Raw genomic sequence first — 22,438 nt, 5'->3', positions numbered from 1 at the left:
GAGAGCGATGGTCGGATTCACGAGACGCGGCTTCCTGGGAACGGCGGCGACCCTGTCCGCCCCGGCCCTCATCCGCCCGGCCTGGGCCGCCGACACGGTCAAGCTCGGGTGCCTGTTCTCGTCCTCGGGCACCATGGCGAACATCGAGGGCCGCCTGAACCACGTGGTGCGGATGGCCGCCGACGGCCTCAACGCGAAGGGCGGCGTCAACGGGCGTCGCATCGAGGTGGTGACCTCGGACCCCGCCTCCGACTGGCCGCTCTACGCGCAGATCGGCCGACAGATGCTGCAGCAGGAGAAGGTCGCCGCCCTGTTCGGCTGCTGGACCTCGGTCTCCCGCAAGTCCGTGCTGCCGGTGGTCGAGCAGAATGACGGGCTTCTGTTCTATCCGCTCCACTTCGAGGGCGACGAGAACTCGAAGAACGTCGTCTACGTGAACTCGCCCCCGGCGAGCTCGGTGCTGCCGGCGGTCGATTACCTCATGGGTGCGGAGGGCGTCGGGGCCAAGCGGTTCTTCATGGTCGGCTCGGACTACGTCTGGCCGCGGACCATCAACAAGCAGCTCAAGGCCTACTGGACCTCCAAGGGCGTGCCCGAGACCGCGTGGCGCGAGGAATACGTGCCCCTGGGCTTCTCCAACTTCCAGACCCTGGTGAACCAGATCCGCAGCTTCGCCGCCCAGCCCGGCGGCCAGCCCATCGTGGTCCTCACCGTGGTCGGCTCCTCGATTCCCGACTTCCTGCGCGAATTCGCCAATCAGGGCATCCGCGCCACCGACGTGCCGATCCTCGGCCTCGACATGGTGGAGGCGGACCTCGAGGGCCTCGACACAGCGCCCCTCGTCGGCCACCTCAACTGCTGGGCCTATCTCCAGGCCGCCAAGGCCGAGGCGAACACGACGTTCCTGTCCGAGTGGGCGGCCTACGTGAAGGCCAAGGGCGTGCCCTTCAGCGCCGACACGGTCATCGACCCCATGGTCTCGGCCTATGACAGCGTCCAGCTCTGGGCGCTCGCCGCCGCCAAGGCCGGCAGCTTCGACGTCCCGGAGGTGCGCAAGGCGTTCCCCGGCATCCGCTTCGCCGACCCGTCCGGCTACACCCTAACCATGGGCAGCGAGAACAACTACGTCGCCCGGGGCGTCTTCATCGGCTCGGTCAACGAGAAGCAGGGCTTCGACATCCTCTGGCAATCGGCCGATGCCCCCAAGCCCGTGCCGTTCAGCCCGTATGGTTGAGGGTCCGGGACGGTTCGGCCTGGTCGCCCTCCTGCTGTGGACCGCGAGCCTGGTGGCGTCGCCGGCCCTCGCGGCCGGAGCGCCCCTCGATCGGGGCGCCTTCACCACCGCCCTCTGCGGCGACGGCGCGGCACAGGGCACGGCGGTGGAGGGGGTCCTGCACGCCTCGGCGGAGGCGGAGTCCGGCGACGTCGCCTGGGCCGGCACGGTCCTGCGCGCCCTCCTCGACCGGCGTCTGACCTGCCTGGGCGGGTCCGCCCTGCTCCTCGACCGGGCCGGTGCCGCCGACGGCCGCGACGCGGCCACCGGGACGGTGCGCCCGGTCGCGGGCGGCCGCGCGCCGGTGCTCGGCCTGCGCCAGCGCGCCCTCGCGGAGACCGCCTCCGGAGCGGCGTCGCTGCTGACCGGGTCGGGCGTCGCGGCACGCCGGGCCGGCCTCGCCACCCTGGAGCGCCGGATCACCAGCGTGCCGGAAGCCCTCCTCCTGCGCGCGGCCTCCGCCGAGACGGATCCCGGCCTCAAGGTAAGCCTCGCGGCGCTCGCGCAATCCGCCGCCCTGTCCTCCGCCGATCCGGCGCGCCGCCTCGGGGCGATCCGGGCCGTCTCGGAATCGCCCTCGGGCGCCGCCCTCTCCCGCCTGTCCGCCCTCAAGGCCGATCCCGCCTACGGCAGCGATCCCGCCTTTCGCGGCACCCTCGACGCCGCCCTGGCCCGCGTCGCGCGGGCGGTGTCGATCGGGGACGGTCTGGCGGTGCTCTACAACGGCCTGAGCTTCGCCAGCATCCTGTTCATGGCGGCGGCGGGCCTGGCGATCATCTTCGGGCTGATGGGCGTCATCAACCTCGCCCAGGGCGAGTTCATCATGATCGGCGCCTACGCGACCTACGGCGTGCAGGAAGCCTTCCGGCGGCTCGCGCCGCCCGCCTGGCTCGACGCCTACCTCCTCGCCGCGATTCCCATCGCGTTCCTGGCCGCGGCGGGGGTCGGCATCGCCATCGAGGCCCTGATCCTGCGCCACCTCTACCGGCGCCCGCTGATGAGCCTGCTCGCCACCTGGGCGGTGAGTCTGCTCCTCATCAACGGGGTCCGGGTCGCGGTGGGATCGCAGAACCTGCAATTCGCGATGCCGCCCTACGTCAGCGGCGGCGTGCCCCTCTATGCCGACTTCGTGGTCACCTGGAACCGCCTGTTCGCCATCGCCTTCGCGGCCGTCACCCTGGTGCTGACCCTCGTCATCCTGAAGCGGACGCCGCTCGGGCTCGACATCCGCGCGGTGACGCAGAACCGCGACATGGCCGCCTGCCTCGGCATCCGCACCCGGCGGGTCGACCGGCTCGCCTTCGGCTTCGGCTCGGGGCTCGCCGGCCTCGCCGGCGTGGCCCTCTGCCCGATCTACAGCGTGAATCCCGGGATGGGCGCCACCTTCATCGTCGACAGCTTCATGGTGGTGGTGCTCGGCGGCGTCGGCACCGTGGTGGGCACCCTGGTCGCGGCGCTGGGCATCGGGGGCGCCAACGTCCTCATCGAGCCCCTCTACGGGGCCGTGGCCGCCAAGGTCATCGTGCTCGCCGGCATCATCCTGTTCCTGCAGCGCCGCCCCGAGGGCCTGTTCGCCGTGCGGCGTCGGCGATGAGCGGCGCCCTCGACCTGTCGCCCGGCGTGCCGGCGGCCCGACGGCTCGGCCCGAGCCTCGGGGGCGACCCGCTGCTCGCGGGCCTCGTCGGCCTCGTCCTGGCGGCGGCCCTCGCCCTCGTGCTGCTCCAGCCCGCCCCCTACCTCGTCAACCTGGTCGGGCAACTGGCGGCCTTCGCGATCCTCGCCGTCTCCCTCGACCTCGTCTGGGGCTATCTCGGCATCCTCAGCCTCGGGCACGGACTGTTCTTCGCCATCGGCGGCTACGTCTGCGCGATGCACCTCCTGGCCCATGCCTACGCGGTCACGGGCACACCCCCGGACCTGATGCAATTCATGGGTTGGAAGAGCCTGCCGGCCTACTGGACCGGGCTGACCAGCGCGCCCTACGCCCTCGCCCTGGCGCTGGGACTGGCGGCGGCCGTCGCCTTCGTGTTCGGTCTCGCCTCGTTCCGCTCGCGGGTGAACGGCGTCTACTTCTCGATCATCAGCCAGGCCCTGGTCTACGTCGCCATGCTGCTGATGTTTCGCAATGATACCGGTCTGGGCGGCAACAACGGCATGACGGGGTTCTCGCGGCTGTTCGGCTGGCCCATGGGCGCGCCCGGGGTCGTCACCGGTCTCGCCGTCGCGACGCTCCTGTGCCTCGCGGCCGTGCTCGTCGGGGCGCGGGTCCTGGTGGCGAGCCCGCTGGGGCGCCGCATGCTGGCCTGCCGGGACGACGAGGCGCGGCTGCGCACCCTCGGCTACGGCACCACGCGCCTCAAGCTCGGGATCTGGTGCCTCTCGGCCGTCATCGCGGCGCTGGCCGGCCTCCTCTACGTGCCCCAGGTCGGCATCATCAATCCACGGGTGCTCAGCCCCGACCTCTCCATCGAGATCGCGGTCTGGGTCGCCATCGGCGGGCTGGGCCGGCTCGGGGGCGCCGTGATCGGCGCGGTGGCGGTCAACGCCCTCAAGTTCTGGCTCAGCGCGGCGATGCCGGAGGCTTGGCCCTTCATCCTCTCCGGCCTCGTCCTCGTGGTGGTCCTCGGGTTGCCCAACGGCCTCCTCGACCTCGCCGCGCTCCGGCTGACGCCGACCTGGCTCCGGCGCGCGGGATCGCGGCCGTGAGCGCCCTCGTCATCGACAGCCTCACGGTCGTGTTCGGCGCCTTCCGGGCCCTGGACGGCCTCTCCCTCGCGGTCGATCCGGGCGAGGTCCGCGCGGTGATCGGCCCCAACGGGGCCGGCAAGACCACGCTGCTCGATGTGATCACGGGGATCACCCGCCCGCGTTCCGGGCGCATCCGCCTCGGCGACGGGCGCGACCTGACCCGAGCGTCGGAGGCCGAGATCGCCCGGGCGGGGGTGCGCCGCAAGTTCCAGAAGCCCAGCGTCTTCCCGGCCCTGACGGTGCGCGAGAACCTCGCCCTCGGCTGTGGCCCCGATTGTCCGGCGCGGGAGCGGCCGGTCCGTCTGGCGCGGGCCCTGGCGGAGACCGGCCTCGAAGCGCGCGCCGCCGTGCCGGCCGGCGCCCTCGCCCACGGCGAGAAGCAATGGCTCGAGATCGGCATGGTGCTGGCCTCCGAACCCCGGGTCCTCCTCCTCGACGAGCCGGTGGCGGGGCTGTCCGACGACGAGACCGCGCGCACCGCCGACCTCATCGGCGCCCTGCGCCGGCCCGACCGGGCCATCCTGGTGATCGAGCACGACATGGCCTTCGTCGAGGCGGTGGCCGACCGGGTCACGGTGCTGCACGAGGGCCGGACCCTGTTCGAGGGCGCCATGGCGGGGGCCCGCGCCGATGCCCGCGTAATCGAGGTGTTCCTCGGCCGATGACGCCAGCCCTCAACCCATCCCCCGCTCCTCCGGCCGGCCTGACGGTGTCGGGGCTCGACCAGCATTACGGCAGCGCCCAGGTGCTCCGGACCGTCGGATTCCATGTCGCGCCCGGCACCTGCCTTGCCGTGCTCGGCCGCAACGGGGCCGGCAAGACCACCCTGCTGCGCTGCCTCGCCGGCCTGATCCCGGCGACGCGGGGGACGGTCGCCCTCGATGGCGTGGACCTCACGCGGTGGTCCCCCGACCGGCGGGCGCGCTCCGGCCTCGCCCTCGTGCCGCAGGGCCGGGAGATCTTCGCCGACCTCAGCGTCGCGGAGAACCTCCGGGTCGCCGCCCGGGCGCACGGCCTGGATCGGAGCGGCGCCGTCGACGAGGCCGTCGCGCTGTTCCCGGCCCTGCGCGAGCTCTGGCACCGCCCGGGCGGCAACCTCTCCGGCGGCCAGCAGCAGCAGCTCGCCATGGCCCGGGCCCTGGCGACGCGGCCGCGCATCCTGCTCCTCGACGAACCGACCGAGGGCATCCAGCCCTCGATCGTCGCCGCCATCGAGGCCGTGATCGCGGGGCTCCAGGGCCGCATCACCGTCGTCCTGGTGGAGCAGTACCTCGCCTTCGCGATCCGCCTCGCCGACGCCTTCGTGGTTCTCTCCCGCGGCGCCGTGGTGGAGCAGGGCCTGCGCCAGGACCTGAACCACGACGCCGTTTCCCGGCACATCGCCGTCTGACCCCCCCGACCCAGGAGCCCGCATGTCGATGCATCACGAGATTCCCGCGACCCCCGAGAGCATGGTGCTGGGCTACTTCGACGCCACCCTGCCCCCCGTGCTGGAGGTGGCCTCCGGCGATACCGTGACGCTGCACTCGTTCCCGGCCGGCGGACGGGAATCGCTCCATCCCGATCCCGCCCGCGTGCCCGCGGATTACCGGCTCGCCCTCGACACCCTGGCGCAGGGGCCCGGCCCCCACTTCGTCACCGGACCCGTCCACGTGCGCGGTGCCGAGCCCGGCGACGTGCTCCAGGTCGACATCCTGGACCTGAAGGTCCGCATGGACTGGGGCTTCGTGGCGATCCTGCCGCTCCTCGGCACCCTGCCGGACGAGTTCACGGACTACGAGACCATCCACCCCGACATCGACCTCGCCCGCGGCGTCGCCGTGCTGCCCTGGGGCACGGAACTCCCCCTCGATCCGTTCTTCGGCATCTTGGGCACGGCCCCGCCCGCCGCCTGGGGGCGGGTCGGAACCCCGGTCCCGCGCGGGTTCGGCGGGAACATGGACAACAAGGAGCTCCGGGTCGGCACCACCCTGTACCTGCCTGTCTATAACCCGGGCGCCGGCTTCTACGCGGGCGACGGACACGGCGTGCAGGGCGACGGCGAGGTCTGCATCACGGCCCTGGAGACCGGCCTCACCGGCACGGTCCGCCTCACCGTGCGCAAGGATCTCGGCTACGCGTGGCCCTTCGCCGAGACGCCCACGGACCTGATGTCGATCGGCCTGCACGAGAGCCTGGACGAGGCGATGCGCCAGGCCGTGCGCGAGATGGTGCGCCACGTCTGCGACCGCACGGACCTGACCCGCAACCAGGCCTACATGCTCTGCTCGCTGGCCGGGAACCTGCGCATCACCCAGACGGTGGACGGCAACAAGGGCGTGCACATGCTGATGCCGAAGCGCGCTCTGAAGCCGAAGCGCGCGCTCTGACGTCGAAGCGCGCGTCCCGAAGGCGGCCCTGCCTCGGCCGCCAGACACCGGAGGCGCGGGCTGGAATGGGACCGTCCGGTTGGGGCCTCAACGCACCGGACGGTCGTACGCCGAGAGATCGGGCGCCTTCGGGGGACGCGCGAACAGCGTTCCCGAAGCCCGACGAACCCAGCGCGTGCTGGCCACGCGCAGGGCGCCATGGAGCAGCCGGATCCCGAGCCGGCTCTGCGGGTTCGCCAGCCGGGGCGCGATCTTCGGAACGCCCTGGCCCGCCTCGACCATCGGACGCATGGCCCGCTCGTAGGCGGCCAAGCCGGCCCGGACATCGGAGGTCCGCGACAGCTCCTGGGCGAGGACGAAGGCGCCGGTAATGGCCAGGGTGGTGCCGATGCCGGCGAGCGGCGTGGCGCACCAAGCGGCGTCCCCCGTCAGGGCGATGCGGCCCTTCGACCAACGCGGCATTCGCACTTGCCGCAGGACATCGAAGTAGAAGTCCTCGGTGGTGTCCAGGCCCGCCAGGACGCGCCGGGCCTGCCAGCCGGCATCGGCGAACCGCTCATGCAGAAAGGCCTTTTGTCGGCCGACATCCCAGGCCTGCTCGCCCGCGGGCGGCTGCTGGAGGGACAGCATCGCCCGCGTGGTGCCTTTCCGGTCGGGGCGCAGCGACACGCTCCGGCCCCCGGGCGCATTGTACCAGCGCCACAGCCGATCATCGTCGGCGACCCGCGGAACGGTGAAGTAGGCGATGGTCAGATCCATCCAGCGCGGGTCGTTCTCCCCGGGGAAGACGAGTTCGCGCGTCGCCGAGCCCACGCCCTCCGCGACCACGACGGCGTCGTACCGCTCCGTGAGGCCGCTGGCGAACGTCACGGTCGCGGCGTCGCCGTCCTCGTGGAGGCCCGTGATGCTGTCGCCGAAACGGACGCTTACGGTGTCCCGCGCCGCGTCGAACAGGAGACGCGCCAGGTCCCCGCGGAGGATCTCCATCTCGGCCGTCGGCCCGTCGCCGCCGAGGTCGTCGGTCATGAACGTCGCGACGATCCGGCCGTCGCCGTCGACCCAAGCCGTCCCCGTTTCTCCCGTGCCCTGTTCGAGGGCGGTCTCGTCCAGTCCCATCCGGCGCAACACCGCGCGGCCGACGCCACGCACGTCGATGTTCTGACCCCCGTCCCGGAACGCGGGCGCGCGCTCCACCACCGTGACCTCGTTTCCCAGACGCGCGAGCCACCAGGCGAGGGCTGAACCGGCAACGCTGGCGCCGGTGACCAGGATACGATGGGTCATAAATCCTTCCGGGCGCGGAAAACGGCCGCGACCTCCGCCTATATGCGTCGCCGTCTGGCAGCGGACCAGGGCACGTCCAGCCCATCCGGTCATCGAGCGGACCGGCGGGTCCCAACCCCGCCGTGGGTGGCCAAACCGGGGCGTCTCGAACGCGGTCGTTCGGCGATGGGCGTCGTCTGGGTCGGAGCGCCTCTCGGTTCCGTATCGGGCCTTGCGTCGCGTGCCTCAATGGCCGGTGCGGTGGGATACGCGGCCGGGAACCGGGTGGCGGTCGAGCGAAGCGCGGTATGGAACCCCGGGGGCATGGAACCCCGGGGGCATGGAAACCCGGGGGCATGGCGGTGCGGGAAGAAATCGGTGCCGGCGCGGAACGCGACCCCAACGGCCGCCGCGCCCTCCGCTCCGCCCGCCGGTCAGCGGACCGTCGGATCGGCGGCGAGGCGCGCCCGGATGGCATCCGTGAGCCCGCCCTCGAACAGCAGGGCCGAGCCGTAATGGTACTCGATGTCGAAGGCCCGGCGCGAGTTCATGGACAGGGAGGCGCTGTGCAGGGCGAGGAGGCGGCCCTCGGCGTCGAACAGGCCCGAACCGGAGCCGCCATAGCCGTTGTTGCAATCGTGCCGGACGCGCCGGATCGCGTCCTCGCTCGGCGGGTCGATCCGGTGGATCGTGCAGGGCTCGAGGCTGCTCTGGCCGGGATAGTTCGCGTGGCCGCCGGGGGAGACCATGACGACCGGGACCGGCACGGACCCGGTCGGCAGGTCGGGGAAGGCCGGCACCGGCTGCGGGCGCACGCCCTCGGCCGGCTCCGCCAGCTCGACCAGGGCCCAGTCGTCCGTGATGTGGAGCGACATCGCCCCCGGCACGGTGCCGAGGCGCAGGGTCCCCGGGGCGAAGGCGTAGTTCCGGCCCCCGATCTGGAAGAAGCAGTCGGCGACGTCGCGCGTGGGCTCCAGGTGCCGGCTGCGGAAGTTGTGGGCGTTCAGGACCACGAGGCGCGGGCTGCCGATCAGCCAGGCGGCGGCCGCCTTCCGGGGAATGCCGTCCGACCGGCAGTAGAGCACGCCGGCGCCGGGATAGCGGGCGTAGTCCGCCCCCGCCAGTTCGCGCCGGTCGTCCTGCGGATAGAGCGCCGCCCATCGCTGCGGACCCTCCGCCCGACCCGCACCGCTCCCGCCGAGGTGCAGGAGCCCGGCGCCCACGAGCCCGGCACCGGCGAGCGCGAGGCGCCAGAGCGCCCTGCCCCCTGGGACCCGGGTCCGCGTGAGTCTGGCCCGACCCGACCGCACCGGTCCGCCGCTCCCCTGACCTAAGGGTACCTGGCCCAAGCGCCTACTCGTCGGCGGTCTGGTGGACGGAGACGCAGATCTTCACCGCCTGCTCCAGCTTGGTCTCGCGCGGATTGCCGATGTTGGCCGTCTCTTCGAGGCAGCGGACGAAGTAGTCCCGGTCGAGCTGGGGCGAGAGGCTCGAGAACGCCTTGCCCATCCGGGTCGCGAAATCGACCCGGTCGGCGGTCGGGGTGCGCGACCAGATCGCCACCGGATCGTCGAGCGTCAGGCGCGCGGCCTCGGCGGTCGACGCCGCGCCGACAGCACAACATAATAATATACTAAGACGGCGGATCATCATCGCAAGTCTCTCTCTGGGCGCCCAAGCCTACCGCTGGGCGGCACCATCATTCCACTGGGGAGGCCGTGTCAATTGTCTTGCCGAAATTCATCGGATTGCCGGATCAAAGCTTTCTCAATACCGGATTTCAACCGAATGATTGCCGATTGATCCCGATAAAAAAGTGCCAACTGGCCGCAGACAGCGGGAAAGACAAATGCTTTTATGAATAGCCAGCCGATCAGTAATAAAACTTTCATAAGAAGCTCTATATCTCAAGATAGTCTTATGAATGCGACGGGCTCCTGGGATCAATACAGGAGCTTGTCCTGATCCGGCGAAATCAAAGGCTGTGCCGGACCGGACGGTCGACGGATGCGGCCATCAGGGTAGGAGACGTTGGGATGAACAGGTTTCTGGCTTCGGTCTCGGTGATGGCGCTGGGCGCCCTGGCGCCGATGGGTCTGCCGAGCATGGCCGCCGCGAACGACAAGCTCGTCGAGATGGCGAAGGACGACGCCAACTGGGTGATGCCCGGCAAGAACTACGACTCCGACAATTACAGCCCGCTCAAGCAGATCAACACCAGCAACGTGAAGGACCTGAAGGTGTCCTGGACGTTCTCCACCGGCCTGCTCAACGGCCACGAGGGCGCCCCGGTGGTGGTGGACGGGAAGATGTACGTCCACACCTCCTTCCCCAACAACACCTTCGCGCTGGGCCTCGACGATCCGGGCAGGATCCTCTGGCAGGACAAGCCCAAGCAGAACCCGGCCGCCCGCGCGGTGGCCTGCTGCGATCTCGTGAACCGCGGCCTCGCCTACTGGCCCGGCGACGGCAAGACCCCGGCGCTCATCCTCAAGACGCTCCTCGACGGCAACGTCATGGCCCTCAACGCCGAGACCGGCGAGACGGTCTGGAAGGTCGAGAACTCCGACATCAAGGTCGGCTCGACGCTGACGATCGCGCCCTACGTGGTCAAGGACAAGGTCATCATCGGCTCCTCCGGCGCCGAGCTCGGCGTGCGCGGCTACCTCACCGCCTACGACGTGAAGACCGGCGCCCAGGTCTGGCGCGCCTACGCCACCGGCCCGGACAAGGACCTGCTGCTGGCCGACGACTTCAACATCCGCAACGCCCATTACGGCCAGAAGGGGCTCGGCACCTCCACCTGGGAGGGCGATGCCTGGAAGATCGGCGGCGGCACGAACTGGGGCTGGTACGCCTACGATCCCGGCACCAACCTGATCTACTTCGGCACCGGCAACCCGGCGCCGTGGAACGAGACCATGCGTCCGGGCGACAACAAGTGGACGATGACGATCTTCGGCCGCGACGTCGACACGGGCGAGGCCAAGTTCGGCTACCAGAAGACCCCGCACGACGAGTGGGACTACGCGGGCGTCAACGTGATGATGCTCTCCAACCAGAAGGACAAGGACGGCAAGGACCGCAAGCTCCTGACCCATCCGGACCGGAACGGCATCGTCTACACCCTGGACCGCACGGACGGTTCGCTGGTCTCGGCCAACAAGATCGACGACACCGTCAACGTCTTCAAGTCGGTGGACCTGAAGACCGGCCAGCCGGTGCGCGACCCGGAATACGGCACCCGGATGGACCATCTCGGCAAGGACATCTGTCCCTCGGCGATGGGCTACCACAACCAGGGCCACGATTCCTACGATCCGGAGCGCAAGGCGTTCTTCATGGGCATCAACCACATCTGCATGGATTGGGAGCCCTTCATGCTGCCCTACCGCGCGGGTCAGTTCTTCGTCGGCGCGACGCTGAACATGTATCCGGGTCCGAAGGGAGACCGGCAGAACTACGAGGGCCTCGGCCAGATCAAGAGCTACAACGCCATCACGGGCGCGTTCCAGTGGGAGAAGATGGAGCGCTTCGCGGTCTGGGGCGGCACGACGGCCACCGCCGGCGGGCTGGTGTTCTACGGAACCCTCGACGGCTACATCAAGGCGCGCAACTCGGACACCGGAGACCTCCTCTGGAAGTTCAAGATGCCCTCCGGCGCCATCGGCTACCCGATCACCTACACCCACAAGGGTGAGCAGTACGTGGCGATCTACTACGGCGTCGGCGGCTGGCCGGGCGTCGGCCTGGTCTTCGACCTGCAGGACCCGACCGCCGGCCTCGGCGCGGTGGGCGCCTTCAAGAAGCTCGCCAACTACACCCAGATGGGCGGCGGCGTGATGGTGTTCTCGCTGGGCGGCAAGGGCCCCTACGACGACCCGAACGTCGGCGAGTACCAGACGGCGGCCGCGAAGTAGGCGGCACGACGAGGCCGCGCCCGCAGCGTGCGCGTGTCCCCCTCCCCCCTGTGGGGAGGGGTCAGGGGTGGGGGTGGCTCCGCTGGCCTTCGTCCGTCGCGGGGCCTCCGGCCACCCCCACCGCCAACGCCTCCCCGCGCGAGTTGGGTGATCGCATCCGCGATCTGCCTGTCGGCGGCTCTGGATTCCGGGCTCGCCGACGGCGACCCGGAATGACGGTGTGCCTCATCTGTGATCGCCCTGCCGCAACGGGCCGGGGAGCCGCGTCCCGGTCCCACAAGACTCCGACCAACGAGAACAACGGAAACGCTCCCATGTCCTTCGCCACAGGATGCTCCTTCGCCGCAGGATGCCTGTCCGCTGCGGTTCTTCTCGCCCTCGGCGGGGCCGCGCTCGCGCAAGGCGACACGAAATCCGCCCCCGACGACAGGACTCTGCGGGTCTGCGCCGCGAACCAGCCGCCGCTCTCGCTGAAGGACGGCAGCGGCCTCGAGAACCGCATCGCCGCGGCGATCGCCGACGCCATGGGGCGCAAGGCCGAGTTCGTCTGGTCGGACAAGGCGGCGATCTACCTGGTGCGCGACAGCCTCGACAAGAAGCTCTGCGACGTGGTCGTGGGCCTCGACAGCGACGACCAGCGCGTGCTGACCACGAAGCCCTATTACCGAAGCGGCTACGTGTTCGTGACCCGCGCCGACCGCGACCTCGACGTGAAGTCCTGGGCCGACCCGCGGCTCAAGACCGTCGACCACATGGTGGTCGGCTTCGGCACGCCCGGCGAGGTCATGCTGAAGGATATCGGCCGCTACGAGGAGGACATGGCCTACCTCTACTCGCTGGTGAACTTCCGCGCCGCCCGCAACACCTACACGCAGATCGATCCGGCCCGGATGATCAGCGAGGTCGCCACCGGCAAGGCCGACGTGGCGGTCGCTTTCGGCCCGGACGTCGCCCGCTACGTGAAGGACTCGGCCCAGCCCCTGCGCATGACCCTGGTGCCCGACGACACCACCCGCAGCGACGGCCGCAAGATGCCGCAGAGCTTCGACCAGTCCATGGGCGTGCGCCGGGACGACACCGCCCTGAAGGCCGCCCTCGATGCGGCCATCGTCAAGGCGAAGCCGAAGATCGAGGCGATCCTGAAGCAGGACGGCGTGCCCCTGGTCCCCGTCACCAACTGATCCGGTTCCGCCCCGCGCGGCCCCGGTCCGACATCCCCGCTTCCGAGGCGGAGCCCGACGCGGGCGCGCCGGGCTCCGCCCCAAACCCCTCGCCGGCGCCCCGATGGGCGCCCGGTCCAGCCCCGCCCGGCCGGTCAGCCGTCCGGCGTCATCAGGTCGAATTCATGCGTGATTCCCATGGCATCCTGGCCATCTGTTTCAGCCTCGCCGCCGTCCTCGGTGGCGTCGCCGCCCTGGCGCAGCCCGCCGCCGGCCCCCAGACCGGCTTCGTCTTCCGCAACACGGTCACGGGCGAGCAGCTCGACGTCGCCGAAGGCAAGGCGGGCGGCCGCGACACCCCGGCGGTGAAGCAGTTCTTCCAGACGGGCAAGAACAGCTACATCGACGACAAGTCCTGCCTGCGCAACGGAGAGTCCCTCTTCGCGACCTCGTGTTCCGGCTGTCACGGCCACCTGGCCGAGGGCAAGCTCGGGCCGGGCCTCAACGACAACTACTGGACCTATCCCTCGAACACCGAGGACACCGGCCTGTTCGCCACGATCTTCGGCGGCGCCAACGGCATGATGGGCCCGCACAACGAGAACCTGACCCCCGACGAGATGCTCCAGGTCATCGCCTGGATCCGGCACCTCTATACCGGTCCGGTCCAGGACGCCGTCTGGCTCAACGACGCGCAGAAGAAGAATTACACGCCCTACAAGCAGGGCGAGACCTTCCCCAAGGACGTCAAGGGCCAGTGCCCGCCGCTGGAAGACTGACGCCCGAGGAAGTCACGGCGCCATCCGTGAGGCACCACCGCGCGCGAGCCGCGACGCCGATCCACAGACAAGAACGATCAACAGAGGAGACGACCATGCGGACTTTCATCACAGCCCTGGCGATCGGTGCGGGCGCGCTGCTCGCGGCTCCGGCGATGGCCTATGACGGCACCAAGTGCAAGGCGGCCGGCAATTGCTGGGAGCCGAAGCCCGGCTTCCCCGAGAAGATCGCCGGCACGAAGTACGACCCGAAGCACGACCCCAAGGAACTCAACAAGCAGTCCGAGTCGATCAGGGCGATGGAAGAGCGCAACAAGAAGCGCATCGAGGCCGCCAAGAAGACCGGCAAGTTCGAGTACGACGTCACCAAGCTGTCGTCGAACTGATCCCGTCGTCCTGATCCTGGCGGATCGGGGTCGCCCGCCGCGCGGCGGGCGCGCCCCGATGGCGCCGCGACCCGGCGGGGCGACCTCCGGACGCTCCGTCCCGGGTCGCGGCCGTCGGTGGCGCCGGGCCTTCCGGTCCCCCGGGTCTCCGTTTCCTCAAGGCTGAGCATGATGAACCAGGTCCGCTCCGGCGATGCGATGCTCACCGACTGGCGCGCGGCGGCCACCCGCTTCGAGGCGACGGTGGGCGCGGCCGTGCTCGGACAGGCCCGGGCGATCCGGCTCCTCACCATCGCGCTCTTCGCCCGCGGCCACGTGCTGCTGGAGGGCGATGTCGGCGTCGGCAAGACGACCCTGCTGCGCGCCGTGGCGCGGGCGGTCGGCGGCGCCTACGCGCGCGTCGAGGGCACCGTCGACATGATGCCCACCGACCTCGTCTACCACACCTACCTCGCCGAGGACGGCCGCCCCCGGGTCGAGCCGGGCCCGGTGCTGCGGCAATCCGAGGACCTGTCGATCTTCTTCTTCAACGAGATCAACCGGGCCCGGCCCCAGGTCCACGCCCTGCTCCTGCGCCTGATGGCCGAGCGCACGCTCACGGCCTTCGACCGCGAGTATCGGTTTCCCAACCTGCAGGTCTTCGCCGACCGCAACCGGGTCGAGCGGGAGGAGACCTTCGAGCTGCCCGCCGCCGCCCGCGACCGCTTCCTCATGGAGATCGGGCTGGAGGCGCCCCAGGACGCCGCGAGCCGGCGCGCCCTGGTCTTCGATCCCCGCTTCCACGACACCGACGCGCTGATCGCCGGCCTCGACGGCGGCGTCCTCGACCACGCCGCCCTCCCGGGCATCGCCGCCGCGATCCAGCACGGCATCCAGGCGAGCCCGGCCATCGAGGCTTACGTGATCGGGCTCTGGGCCGCGCTGGTGCGGCCGGGGGAGGCCGGCATCCGCCTGCCCGGCCTCGACATGGAGGCCCTGGTCCAGGGCGGGGCCTCCCCCCGCGGCGTCGCCTTCCTGGTCCGCGCCGCCCGCGTCCGCGCCTGGCTGGAGGGCCGCGACTGGATGGTGCCGGAGGACGTCCGGGCGGTCTTCCCCGAGGTCATGGCCCACCGGGTCTTCCTGGAGCCGATCTACGAACTGCGCCGGGCCGCCATCATGCCCGACCTCTGCCGGGCCGTGTTCGAGACCGTGCCGGCGCCATGACGGAGACGGCGCAACCCGACATCGTCTATCGCCCGCGCGGGCGCCTGCCCGGGACCCGCCCCGGCGCCCATCGCGGCCGCGAGGCCGGCGGCCTCGGCACGTTCCGCGATCAGGTGCCGTTCCTGCGGATGCCCGATGCCCGGCGCATCGACGTCCGCGCCACCCTGCGCGACCCCTTCGAGGGCACCGTCGTGCGCCGCTTCGAGGCGCGGACCCCGATCGAGGTCTGGGCGCTCCTCGACCTCTCGGCCTCCATGCGCTTTGCCGGAGCGGCCGACCGCATGGCCCTGGCCTGCGCCTTCTGCACCGGCCTCGCCGCCTCGGCCACCCGGATCGGCGATCCCTTCGGCCTCATCGGCTGCGACGAGGACCTGCGGGACGACGTGTTCCTGGCGCCCAGCCGCGCGCCCACCCGGGCCGCCGAGGTGGCGCGGCGCCTCGCGGCCGCCGCCTGTTCCGGCCGGGGCGCCGGAGGCATGGCGGCGGCGGCCCGCCGCCTCGCCGGGCGCCCGAAGATCGTGTTCCTGCTCTCCGACTTCCGCTGGCCGGAGGCGCAGATCGCCGAGGTCTTCGCGGCCCTGAGCCGGCACGACCTCGTCCCGGTGCTCCTCGGCGACGCCGCCGAGGCGGAGGGCCTGCCGGACTGGGGGCTGCTCGAACTCGACGATCTCGAAGGCGCCGGGCGCCGGCTGGTCTTCATGCGCCCCGCCCTGCGCCGGCGCTGGATCGCCCGCGAGGCCGCCCGGATCGAGACCCTCCGGCGCCTCGCGACGGCTCATGGCCGCCCGCCCTTCCGCCTCGCCGGCCGCTTCGATCCCGACGCGGTCAGCCGCCACCTCCTCGGCGCCTGAGGCGGCTCATGCGCATCCGCTTCCTCGCCCCCCTCCTCGCCGGCCTCCTCCTGTCGGGCCCGGCCGGGGCCCAGGTCCGCTCCGTCGAGATCCGCACGCCGCGCCCCTTCGGGTACTTCCTCGGGGACCTCGTCCGGGCCGAGGTCGACCTCGTGGTCGAGCCGGGCTTCCGGCTCCAGGCCGCGTCGCTGCCGCAGCCGGGGGCGCTCACCTACTGGCTCGACCTGCGCGACCTCGACGCGACCGCGTCGGTATACGGCGACGCCCGGCGCGTGCGCCTCGCCCTCACCTACCAGACCTTCTACGCCGCCCTCGATGCCCGGGCCCTGGAGATTCCGGGCTTCACCGTCACCTTCGTGAGCGAGAGCGATCACGGCGCCACCACCGTGAAGGCCGAGGTGCCGGCCTGGTCGTTCAACGTCTCGCCGCTGCGCGAAGTCCAGCCGCCCGCCCGGGACGACCCCCGCGACTACATGCGCCCCGACGGGCAGGTCGGCCCCGGCGATCCGCGGCCCCTGCTCCTCGGTGCCGCCGGCTCGGCCAGCCTCGCCCTCCTGGCGCTGGCGGGCCTCGCCCGGGACCGGAGCTGGTGGCCGTTCCGGGCCCGGCGCGGCCGTCCCTTCGGCCGCGCGGCCCGTCGGATCCGCGCCCTGGCGCGCCGACCGGACCCGATGCTCCACCACCGCGACGCGCTGCTGGCGCTCCACGACGCCCTCGACACGGTGGCCGGCCGCCGGCTGTTCGCCGACGATCGCGGTGATTTCCTGAAGACCCACCCGGCCTACGCGACCGAGGGGCCGGACCTCGCCCGGTTCTTCGAGGCGTCCCGCCGGACCTTCTTCGGGCCCGGCCCGGAGGACGGCCTCGCCGTGCTCGACCTCCCCGCCCTCGCCGCCCTCGCGCGGCGCCTCGCCCACGCGGAGCGCGCCGCATGATCGATGCACTCGCCCGCCTCTCCGCCGACCATCCGGCCCTGCTCTGGCTCCTGCCCCTCGCCCTGCTGCCGCTCCTGGCCTCGGCCCAGCGCAGGGTTCCCGTGGCCGCCATCGCGGCGGCCCCGGCCGACGGCCCGTCGCGGGCGATCGGCGCCCTCCTGCGCACCGCCGGGATCGTCGCCATCGCGGGCCTGATCCTGGCCCTGGCCGGCCCCTACCGTCGGGGCGAGACCCTGACGCGCACCGGGATCGGCGCCCAGGTCTCGATCCTGATCGACCGCTCCGGCAGCATGAACGAGACCTTCGCCGGGCGGCAGCCCTCCGGCCTCGAGGAATCGAAGGCCGCCGCCTCCCGGCGGCTGCTCGCCGCCTTCGTGGGGAGTCGGGCGCACGATCAGTTCGCCGTCACGGCCTTCTCGACGGCCCCCATGCTGGTGGTCCCCATGACCGACCGGCATGCGGCGGTCCGGGCCGCCATCGCGGCGATCGACCGGCCCGGCCTCGACTACACCAACATCGCGCGGGGCCTCGCCATGGGTCTGGCCCAGTTCGGGCCCGCGAGCCCCACCACGTCCCGAGCGCTCCTCCTCGTCTCGGACGGAGCGGCCGTGATCGATCCGCGCGTGCAGGACACCCTGCGCGCCGCGTTCACCCGCCTGCGGCCGAACCTGTACTGGCTCTTCCTGCGCACGAAGGGCTCCCCCTCCATCGCCGACCGGCCGGCGGGTGAGGACACCCCGCAGGCGGCGCCCGAGCGCCACCTCGACCTGTTCTTCCGGAGCTTGCGGACACCCTACCGCGCCTTCGAGGCCGAGGGAGCGGAGGCGGTGGCCGAGGCGATCGCCCAGATCGAGCGGCTGGAGCGCGATCCGATCCCCTACACCGAGCAGCGCCCGCGCCGGGACCTCGCCGGGCTCGCCTATGCCGCCAGCCTTGTCGGGCTCGTGATCCTCGTCGCGGCCAAGCTCGGAGAGGCGGATCTGTCCCGGAGCGGCCTCTCGGCCGCCCGGTCCCGGGCCACCGCGTCCGACCCCGCGAGGCGCGCCGCATGACGACAACCGTGATCCGGCCCGGGCGTACGGCGCCCCGTTCGGCCACCGACCGAGCCCGGTCGCGTGGCACGGGCCTGCGCGTGGGATGGCGGCGGGCCCGGCCGCGCCTCCTCATCCTGTTGCCGATCCTGCTCCTCGGCGCCGCCCTGGGCTGTGCCTCCGGCGCCTGGCGGATCGCCCGCGACACTGCCACGATCCAGGCTCTCGCCGCGGGCCGGGACGTCGCGGTTCCGGTCGATGCCGCTCCGTCCCTCCTGCTCGCCCGCGTCCAGCACCTCGCCCGGCGCGGCGCCGTGGAGGCGATCGAGCCGCTGATCGCGGCACTCGAAGCGCAGGGCGCGCGCGACCGGGCCGCCCGCGCCCGCTTCGCCCTGGCCAACGCCCATCTGCGACAGGCCTTCGACCACCTGGAGCGCGGCGACCTCGACCCGGCCGGACCCCGCATCACCCTGGCGCGCCAGGAGTACCGGCGCGCGCTCCAGGGCCGTCCGGACTACTGGGATGCCAAGTTCAACCTCGACGTGGCGTCACGCCTGTTGCGCGACTTTCCCGACTTCGATCGCAAATCCGGCGATGCCCTCGCGGCGGAGCCGAAGACGATCTGGACCGACATTCCCGGCCAGCCGCGGGGCGAGCCGTGACGCCCCGCGGCCTGATCCTGCGGAACCTGTCGGACGGGCGCCTGCGCCTCCTCGCCGGGGCCCTCGGGCTGGTGGCGCTGGCCCTCGTGATGCGCCCGTTCCCGCTCACCCGCCACGGCGTCGCCATCCTGGCGATCGTCGACATCACCGGCAGCATGAACGTCCGCGACTACGTCGGCGCCGACGGGATGCCGGCGAGCCGTCTCGACACCGCGAAGGCGGCTTTGCGCGACCTCGTCGCCGGCCTGCCCTGCGGATCGCGGGTCGCTTTGGGCCTCTTCACGGAGCGACGGCCCTTCCTCCTGTTCACCCCCATCGAGACCTGCGCGGGCTTCGCGCCCATCGATGGGGCGCTGGCGGCCCTCGACTGGCGCATGGCCTGGGAAGGCGACAGCCGGATCTCCGCCGGGCTGTTCCGCAGCCTCGCCATGGCGGAGGAACTGGGCACCGACCTCGTGTTCATCACCGACGGGCAGGAGGCCCCGCCCCTGCCGAGCCGTGGCGGACCGTCTTTCGAGGGCAGGCCCGGTGCCGTGCGGGGCCTCATCGTGGGGGCCGGGGCACCTGGCCTGTCGCCGATTCCGCGCTACGACGACCGGGGACGCGAGACCGGCTTCTACGCCGCGGGCGACGTCCAGCAGGAGAACCGCTTCGGACCGCCCCCGGCCGATGCCGAGCACTTCGAGGGCTATAACCCGCGCAACGCGCCCTTCGGCGCGGCCGCCGCCCGTGGCACCGAGCACCTGTCCTCGGTGCGCGAAGCCTACCTACGCACCCTCGCCGGCGAGACCGGCCTCACCTACACCCCTCTCGAAGGATCGGCCCGGCTCGGCGCGGCGCTCGAGGGCGCCGCGACGCCACGCCCGGTCCCGGGCCGCTTCGACCCACGCCCCATACTCGGCGCGTCTGCGCTGCTGCTCCTGCTCGCGACCTTCCTCGCACCCCTGCTCCGCGCCCGCGGAATCCCGACTTGGAAAAAGGCCTGATCGATGCGTCTCGGTGTTCCCGCCCTCGTCCTGATCCTCCTCTCCGGGGCGGCCCTCGCCCACGGCCCGACGCCGCAGAAGGTCGACCAGAGCATCGTCATCGCGGCCAAGCCCGATGCCGTCTGGAAGGTGGTCGGCGAGTTCGCCGGTATCGGGACCTGGCACCCGGATGTCGCCAGAAGCGAGGGCAGCGGCGGCAACGCGTCCGGGGGGCAGCGGAAGGTCACGCTCAAGGCGGGGGGTACCCTGAACGAGGGACTCGACGAGATGAACGCCGCCGGGCGGAGCTATTCGTACCGCCTGTCCGACCCCGACCTGAAGGCGCTTCCGGTCTCGTCCTACTCGGCGACCCTCACGGTCTCCCCCGAGGGCGATGGCGCGAGGGTCGAGTGGTTCGGTCGATTCTATCGGGGGGATACCGGCAACGAGCCGCCGGACGACCTCAGCGACGAGGCCGGCCGCACCGCCATGAATCGCTACTTCGCGGAGGGTCTCAAAGGCCTGAAGGCGAAGGTCGAGGGGAAAGCCGCGCCATGACGGGCGGCCCGGTGACCGGACGCTTCGTCCTGGCCGCGCTGCTCGTCGGACTCGGACCGGCCCTCGGACCCGGCCCCGGTGCGGCCGCCGCGCGGACCGTGTACGTGGCGAGCCAGGGGGCCGGGACCCTGGTCGGCCTGGCGGCCGATGCGACGGCGGCCGGCGCGTCCCTCCCGGTCGGGCGCAGCCCCGCCCAGGTCGTGGCTGGTCCCGAAGGGCGGCTCTATCTCACCCATCCCGATACGGGGACCATCACGGTGGTCGGTAGCGCCGACGGATCGATCCGGCAGACCTATTCGGTACCCGGTCAGCCGTTCGGGATCGCGACCTCTCCCGACGGTGCGCACCTCTATGTCGGGGACTGGGCGGGCCACCGGGTGATGCGCCTGTCCGCCAGGACCGGCGCCCTCGAGGGGGCGGTGGCCGTCGGCCGCGAACCGGCCGGCCTCGTCCTCGACCGGAACGGAACGCTCTACGTGGCCGACCGGGAGAGCCGACAGGTCAGCGTCGTCGACGCCCGGACCATGACGCGGATAGCAACGATCGCGGTGGGGACGGGGCCCTTCGCCCTGGCGCTGAACCCGGCCCGGGACCGTCTCTACGTTGCCAACGTGCGCAGCGGCGACGTGAGCGTCATCGACACGGTCGCGCGCCGGGTCGTCGCAACCTTCACGGTGGGTGGCATGCCCTACGGGGTCGCCGTGAGTCCGGATGGCGGCCGGATCTACGTCACCGACCAGCGCGGCGGCAATCTCGTCGTTCTCGATGCGGACGACGGCGCGCTGCGCGCGACCGTGCCGGTTGGCCGCTATCCGGAGGGCGTCGCGATCACCGGGCAACAGGCCTACGTCGCCAACTGGTTCTCGGATTCCGTCTCCGTCGTCGACCTCCGGAGCCTTCGCGAGACGGTCCGTATCGCCGTGCCCGACGGCCCCCGCAGCCTCGCGGTCGTGCCCGAGGACGAGCGATGAGGTTCCGCACCGCGCCGGCGCTCGCTCTCCTTCTGGTTCTGGGGGCCTGCGATGGCGGCGAGCCCGCTCAGGACACGGCCGTCGTGGCCACGAAGTCCGATGCCGAGGTCCCGACATGGCTCTCGCCGACGGACGGGATGGAGCCGGCGGTTTGGCTTGCGCGGCGCGAACCCGGCCAGCCCGTGGCGCGCGCCGCCGCGCGCAGCGATCACCTGCGCCAGAGCCTCTCTCGGGCGAAAGAGATCTTCATCGAAGATCCGCGCATGATCGCCAATCGAACGGTACAGCTCGGACAGATGCTGGCCGAGGCCGGCGAGCCCGAGAGCTACACCGATCTCCTCGAGGGCCTCGAAGGCGCGGCCTCCCCGACCCATCGCAAGCAGCTCTACGGCGAGCTGTGCCAGCATTACTACAACAGCCGGCAGCAGGGGCTGGACCGCGCGCAGGCCCTTGCCCGCCTCACCGAACGCTATGCCGCGCAGCCTGCCGCGCCGGATGTCGCCCCATGACATCCGGCGCGACGAGCATCCTCATCGCGGACGACCACCCGGTGATCCTGAGGGGGTTCCGGACCCTCATGGAGGATGCTGGGATGACGGCGATCCACGAGGCGACGACCATCGTGGAGGCCTATCGGGCCTTCTACCGGCAACGCCCGGGCATGGTCATTGCCGATCTCACGTTCGGCGATCAGGGCTTGAGCGGGCTCTCCTTGATCCAGCGCATCCGGACCCTGGAGCGCAAGACCCGGATTCTCGCCTTCAGCATGCACGACGATCCGACGATCATCGCGCGTGCTCTGGCGAACGGAGCGACCGGCTATGTACTCAAGGATGCGCCGGCCACGGCGTTCCTCGCGGCTTTCGACCAGGTCCGCCGCGGAAAAAGCTACCTCGATCACGACATCGCCCTGCGTGTGGCCATGCTCAACGCGACCAGCGAACGGTCGTCGACCGTGAATTTCTCGGAGCGGGAACGACAGGTCCTCTCGCTGATCAAGGACGGAAACTCCTATCAAGCCATCGCTGAAAAGTTGTCAATGAAGTACAAGACCGTTGTAAACGTCATCTCGACGATTCGACGAAAATCGGGAACCCATAGTCTTGCCGAGCTGATCAATTTCTCGATGTCGATCGATATTTGAGTCTCATCGGACAACAATCGTCGTTCAGGCCGACGAACGGTCGACGGGCCCGCGGAGCTCGCAGTCGCGCAGGCCCGGCCCCGATCCGCTGACCTCCGGGGCGCCGGCCTCCCCGAGGCCGAGGACACGGGCAACGAGGCGTCCGTCGCCGGTGCCCTGGTGCGTGATCGGCCCCCACGCGGTGGTCCAAGGGTAAAGTTAGTGCGCGGTAGGCCGCTTC

23 protein-coding genes are annotated in these 22,438 nt (G+C 71.3%); 20 read left to right on the top strand and 3 right to left on the bottom strand.

Annotated features, from left to right (window positions below; translation table 11 throughout):
- Window positions 1-7: 7 nt before the first annotated feature.
- From ASF20_RS01435 to ASF20_RS01410, 6 genes are read left to right on the top strand one after another with little or no spacing between them, the layout of a single operon-like run.
- Window positions 8-1,234 carry a transporter substrate-binding protein gene (locus tag ASF20_RS01435; RefSeq protein WP_056270059.1) on the top strand — a complete coding sequence of 409 codons (1,227 nt, stop codon included), beginning with the start codon at window positions 8-10 and terminating at the stop codon, window positions 1,232-1,234.
- Window positions 1,227-2,867, top strand: coding sequence for an urea ABC transporter permease subunit UrtB (gene urtB / locus ASF20_RS01430; RefSeq protein ID WP_056270055.1), 1,641 nt, complete (start codon window positions 1,227-1,229; stop codon window positions 2,865-2,867). Before ASF20_RS01435 ends, urtB begins: the two co-directional genes overlap by 8 nt.
- Window positions 2,864-3,979, top strand: coding sequence for an urea ABC transporter permease subunit UrtC (urtC, locus tag ASF20_RS01425; protein ID WP_082501113.1), 1,116 nt, complete (start codon window positions 2,864-2,866; stop codon window positions 3,977-3,979). The genes urtB and urtC overlap by 4 nt, the downstream gene beginning before the upstream one ends.
- Window positions 3,976-4,686: an ATP-binding cassette domain-containing protein gene (locus ASF20_RS01420; protein ID WP_056270052.1), complete on the top strand. Its 711-nt coding sequence runs from the start codon at window positions 3,976-3,978 to the stop codon at window positions 4,684-4,686. Before urtC ends, ASF20_RS01420 begins: the two co-directional genes overlap by 4 nt.
- On the top strand, window positions 4,683-5,411 hold the full coding sequence (urtE, locus tag ASF20_RS01415) for an urea ABC transporter ATP-binding subunit UrtE (protein WP_056270048.1): 729 nt from the start codon (window positions 4,683-4,685) through the stop codon (window positions 5,409-5,411). Before ASF20_RS01420 ends, urtE begins: the two co-directional genes overlap by 4 nt.
- A gap of 22 nt (window positions 5,412-5,433) precedes the next feature.
- Window positions 5,434-6,390 (top strand): acetamidase/formamidase family protein, encoded by a 957-nt coding sequence (locus ASF20_RS01410; protein WP_056270045.1) that lies wholly within the window; start codon window positions 5,434-5,436, stop codon window positions 6,388-6,390.
- An 87-nt stretch (window positions 6,391-6,477) separates the two neighbouring features.
- On the opposite strand, the gene ASF20_RS01405 is transcribed toward ASF20_RS01410, so the two are convergent.
- The 3 genes from ASF20_RS01405 to ASF20_RS01395 all read right to left on the bottom strand — a co-directional run bounded on the left by ASF20_RS01405 (window position 6,478) and on the right by ASF20_RS01395 (window position 9,306).
- Entirely contained in the window at window positions 6,478-7,674 is a 1,197-nt protein-coding gene (locus ASF20_RS01405; protein WP_056270041.1) for an FAD-dependent monooxygenase, read from the bottom strand.
- Between the two features lie 413 nt (window positions 7,675-8,087).
- On the bottom strand, window positions 8,088-8,861 hold the full coding sequence (locus ASF20_RS01400; RefSeq protein WP_244476297.1) for a trypsin-like peptidase domain-containing protein: 774 nt from the start codon (window positions 8,859-8,861) through the stop codon (window positions 8,088-8,090).
- Between the two features lie 145 nt (window positions 8,862-9,006).
- On the bottom strand, window positions 9,007-9,306 hold the full coding sequence (locus tag ASF20_RS01395) for a hypothetical protein (RefSeq protein ID WP_244476291.1): 300 nt from the start codon (window positions 9,304-9,306) through the stop codon (window positions 9,007-9,009).
- A 383-nt stretch (window positions 9,307-9,689) separates the two neighbouring features.
- Here ASF20_RS01395 and ASF20_RS01390 point away from each other — a divergent pair, with 383 nt between their 5' ends.
- The 14 genes from ASF20_RS01390 (at window position 9,690) to ASF20_RS01325 (ending at window position 22,218) form a co-directional block, all read left to right on the top strand.
- Window positions 9,690-11,573 (top strand): methanol/ethanol family PQQ-dependent dehydrogenase, encoded by a 1,884-nt coding sequence (locus ASF20_RS01390; protein ID WP_056215682.1) that lies wholly within the window; start codon window positions 9,690-9,692, stop codon window positions 11,571-11,573.
- A gap of 314 nt (window positions 11,574-11,887) precedes the next feature.
- Window positions 11,888-12,754, top strand: coding sequence for a methanol oxidation system protein MoxJ (gene moxJ / locus ASF20_RS01385; RefSeq protein ID WP_056270035.1), 867 nt, complete (start codon window positions 11,888-11,890; stop codon window positions 12,752-12,754).
- A 164-nt stretch (window positions 12,755-12,918) separates the two neighbouring features.
- Window positions 12,919-13,512: a cytochrome c(L), periplasmic gene (gene moxG / locus ASF20_RS01380; protein WP_056217638.1), complete on the top strand. Its 594-nt coding sequence runs from the start codon at window positions 12,919-12,921 to the stop codon at window positions 13,510-13,512.
- 95 nt (window positions 13,513-13,607) lie between these two features.
- The gene (locus ASF20_RS01375; RefSeq protein WP_056270032.1) at window positions 13,608-13,898 is read left to right on the top strand and encodes a methanol dehydrogenase [cytochrome c] subunit; all 291 of its coding nucleotides are present in this window, start codon (window positions 13,608-13,610) and stop codon (window positions 13,896-13,898) included.
- A gap of 171 nt (window positions 13,899-14,069) precedes the next feature.
- Window positions 14,070-15,101 (top strand): MoxR family ATPase, encoded by a 1,032-nt coding sequence (locus tag ASF20_RS01370; RefSeq protein ID WP_056270259.1) that lies wholly within the window; start codon window positions 14,070-14,072, stop codon window positions 15,099-15,101.
- The gene (locus ASF20_RS01365) at window positions 15,098-15,952 is read left to right on the top strand and encodes a DUF58 domain-containing protein (RefSeq protein ID WP_056217650.1); all 855 of its coding nucleotides are present in this window, start codon (window positions 15,098-15,100) and stop codon (window positions 15,950-15,952) included. The genes ASF20_RS01370 and ASF20_RS01365 overlap by 4 nt, the downstream gene beginning before the upstream one ends.
- Before the next feature lie 8 nt (window positions 15,953-15,960).
- A complete protein-coding gene (locus ASF20_RS01360) occupies window positions 15,961-16,887 on the top strand; it encodes a hypothetical protein (RefSeq protein WP_056217652.1) in 927 nt (308 codons plus the stop codon).
- Window positions 16,884-17,939 carry a vWA domain-containing protein gene (locus tag ASF20_RS01355; RefSeq protein WP_056270028.1) on the top strand — a complete coding sequence of 352 codons (1,056 nt, stop codon included), beginning with the start codon at window positions 16,884-16,886 and terminating at the stop codon, window positions 17,937-17,939. Before ASF20_RS01360 ends, ASF20_RS01355 begins: the two co-directional genes overlap by 4 nt.
- On the top strand, window positions 17,936-18,580 hold the full coding sequence (locus ASF20_RS01350; protein WP_244476290.1) for an MxaK protein: 645 nt from the start codon (window positions 17,936-17,938) through the stop codon (window positions 18,578-18,580). Before ASF20_RS01355 ends, ASF20_RS01350 begins: the two co-directional genes overlap by 4 nt.
- Window positions 18,577-19,566, top strand: a complete 990-nt coding sequence (locus ASF20_RS01345; protein WP_056270024.1) for a VWA domain-containing protein — start codon at window positions 18,577-18,579, stop codon at window positions 19,564-19,566. Before ASF20_RS01350 ends, ASF20_RS01345 begins: the two co-directional genes overlap by 4 nt.
- Before the next feature lie 3 nt (window positions 19,567-19,569).
- A complete protein-coding gene (locus ASF20_RS01340) occupies window positions 19,570-20,103 on the top strand; it encodes an SRPBCC family protein (RefSeq protein ID WP_056217662.1) in 534 nt (177 codons plus the stop codon).
- The gene (locus tag ASF20_RS01335; RefSeq protein WP_056270022.1) at window positions 20,100-21,074 is read left to right on the top strand and encodes a YncE family protein; all 975 of its coding nucleotides are present in this window, start codon (window positions 20,100-20,102) and stop codon (window positions 21,072-21,074) included. Before ASF20_RS01340 ends, ASF20_RS01335 begins: the two co-directional genes overlap by 4 nt.
- Window positions 21,075-21,157: 83 nt before the next feature.
- On the top strand, window positions 21,158-21,583 hold the full coding sequence (locus ASF20_RS01330) for a hypothetical protein (protein WP_244476289.1): 426 nt from the start codon (window positions 21,158-21,160) through the stop codon (window positions 21,581-21,583).
- Window positions 21,580-22,218 (top strand): response regulator transcription factor, encoded by a 639-nt coding sequence (locus ASF20_RS01325; RefSeq protein WP_056270014.1) that lies wholly within the window; start codon window positions 21,580-21,582, stop codon window positions 22,216-22,218. Before ASF20_RS01330 ends, ASF20_RS01325 begins: the two co-directional genes overlap by 4 nt.
- Window positions 22,219-22,438 lie beyond the last annotated feature (220 nt).

The sequence above is a fragment of the Methylobacterium sp. Leaf88 genome, from assembly GCF_001422795.1.
Classification (GTDB): Bacteria; Pseudomonadota; Alphaproteobacteria; order Rhizobiales; family Beijerinckiaceae; genus Methylobacterium.
The sequence above is the reverse complement of the archived record's forward strand: the minus strand, read 5'-3'. Positions and strand labels throughout refer to the sequence as shown.

Coding starts and splice junctions, on each gene's coding strand:
- moxJ (WP_056270035.1), top strand. CDS start 11,888: ATGTCCTTCGCCACAGGATGCTCCTTCGCCGCAGGATGCCTGTCCGCT.
- ASF20_RS01340 (WP_056217662.1), top strand. CDS start 19,570: ATGCGTCTCGGTGTTCCCGCCCTCGTCCTGATCCTCCTCTCCGGGGCG.
- urtB (WP_056270055.1), top strand. CDS start 1,227: ATGGTTGAGGGTCCGGGACGGTTCGGCCTGGTCGCCCTCCTGCTGTGG.
- ASF20_RS01360 (WP_056217652.1), top strand. CDS start 15,961: ATGCGCATCCGCTTCCTCGCCCCCCTCCTCGCCGGCCTCCTCCTGTCG.
- ASF20_RS01405 (WP_056270041.1), bottom strand. CDS start 7,674: ATGACCCATCGTATCCTGGTCACCGGCGCCAGCGTTGCCGGTTCAGCC.
- ASF20_RS01335 (WP_056270022.1), top strand. CDS start 20,100: ATGACGGGCGGCCCGGTGACCGGACGCTTCGTCCTGGCCGCGCTGCTC.
- moxG (WP_056217638.1), top strand. CDS start 12,919: ATGCGTGATTCCCATGGCATCCTGGCCATCTGTTTCAGCCTCGCCGCC.
- ASF20_RS01375 (WP_056270032.1), top strand. CDS start 13,608: ATGCGGACTTTCATCACAGCCCTGGCGATCGGTGCGGGCGCGCTGCTC.
- ASF20_RS01395 (WP_244476291.1), bottom strand. CDS start 9,306: ATGATGATCCGCCGTCTTAGTATATTATTATGTTGTGCTGTCGGCGCG.
- urtC (WP_082501113.1), top strand. CDS start 2,864: ATGAGCGGCGCCCTCGACCTGTCGCCCGGCGTGCCGGCGGCCCGACGG.
- ASF20_RS01350 (WP_244476290.1), top strand. CDS start 17,936: ATGACGACAACCGTGATCCGGCCCGGGCGTACGGCGCCCCGTTCGGCC.
- ASF20_RS01365 (WP_056217650.1), top strand. CDS start 15,098: ATGACGGAGACGGCGCAACCCGACATCGTCTATCGCCCGCGCGGGCGC.
- ASF20_RS01435 (WP_056270059.1), top strand. CDS start 8: ATGGTCGGATTCACGAGACGCGGCTTCCTGGGAACGGCGGCGACCCTG.
- ASF20_RS01370 (WP_056270259.1), top strand. CDS start 14,070: ATGAACCAGGTCCGCTCCGGCGATGCGATGCTCACCGACTGGCGCGCG.
- ASF20_RS01355 (WP_056270028.1), top strand. CDS start 16,884: ATGATCGATGCACTCGCCCGCCTCTCCGCCGACCATCCGGCCCTGCTC.
- ASF20_RS01325 (WP_056270014.1), top strand. CDS start 21,580: ATGACATCCGGCGCGACGAGCATCCTCATCGCGGACGACCACCCGGTG.
- urtE (WP_056270048.1), top strand. CDS start 4,683: ATGACGCCAGCCCTCAACCCATCCCCCGCTCCTCCGGCCGGCCTGACG.
- ASF20_RS01410 (WP_056270045.1), top strand. CDS start 5,434: ATGTCGATGCATCACGAGATTCCCGCGACCCCCGAGAGCATGGTGCTG.
- ASF20_RS01390 (WP_056215682.1), top strand. CDS start 9,690: ATGAACAGGTTTCTGGCTTCGGTCTCGGTGATGGCGCTGGGCGCCCTG.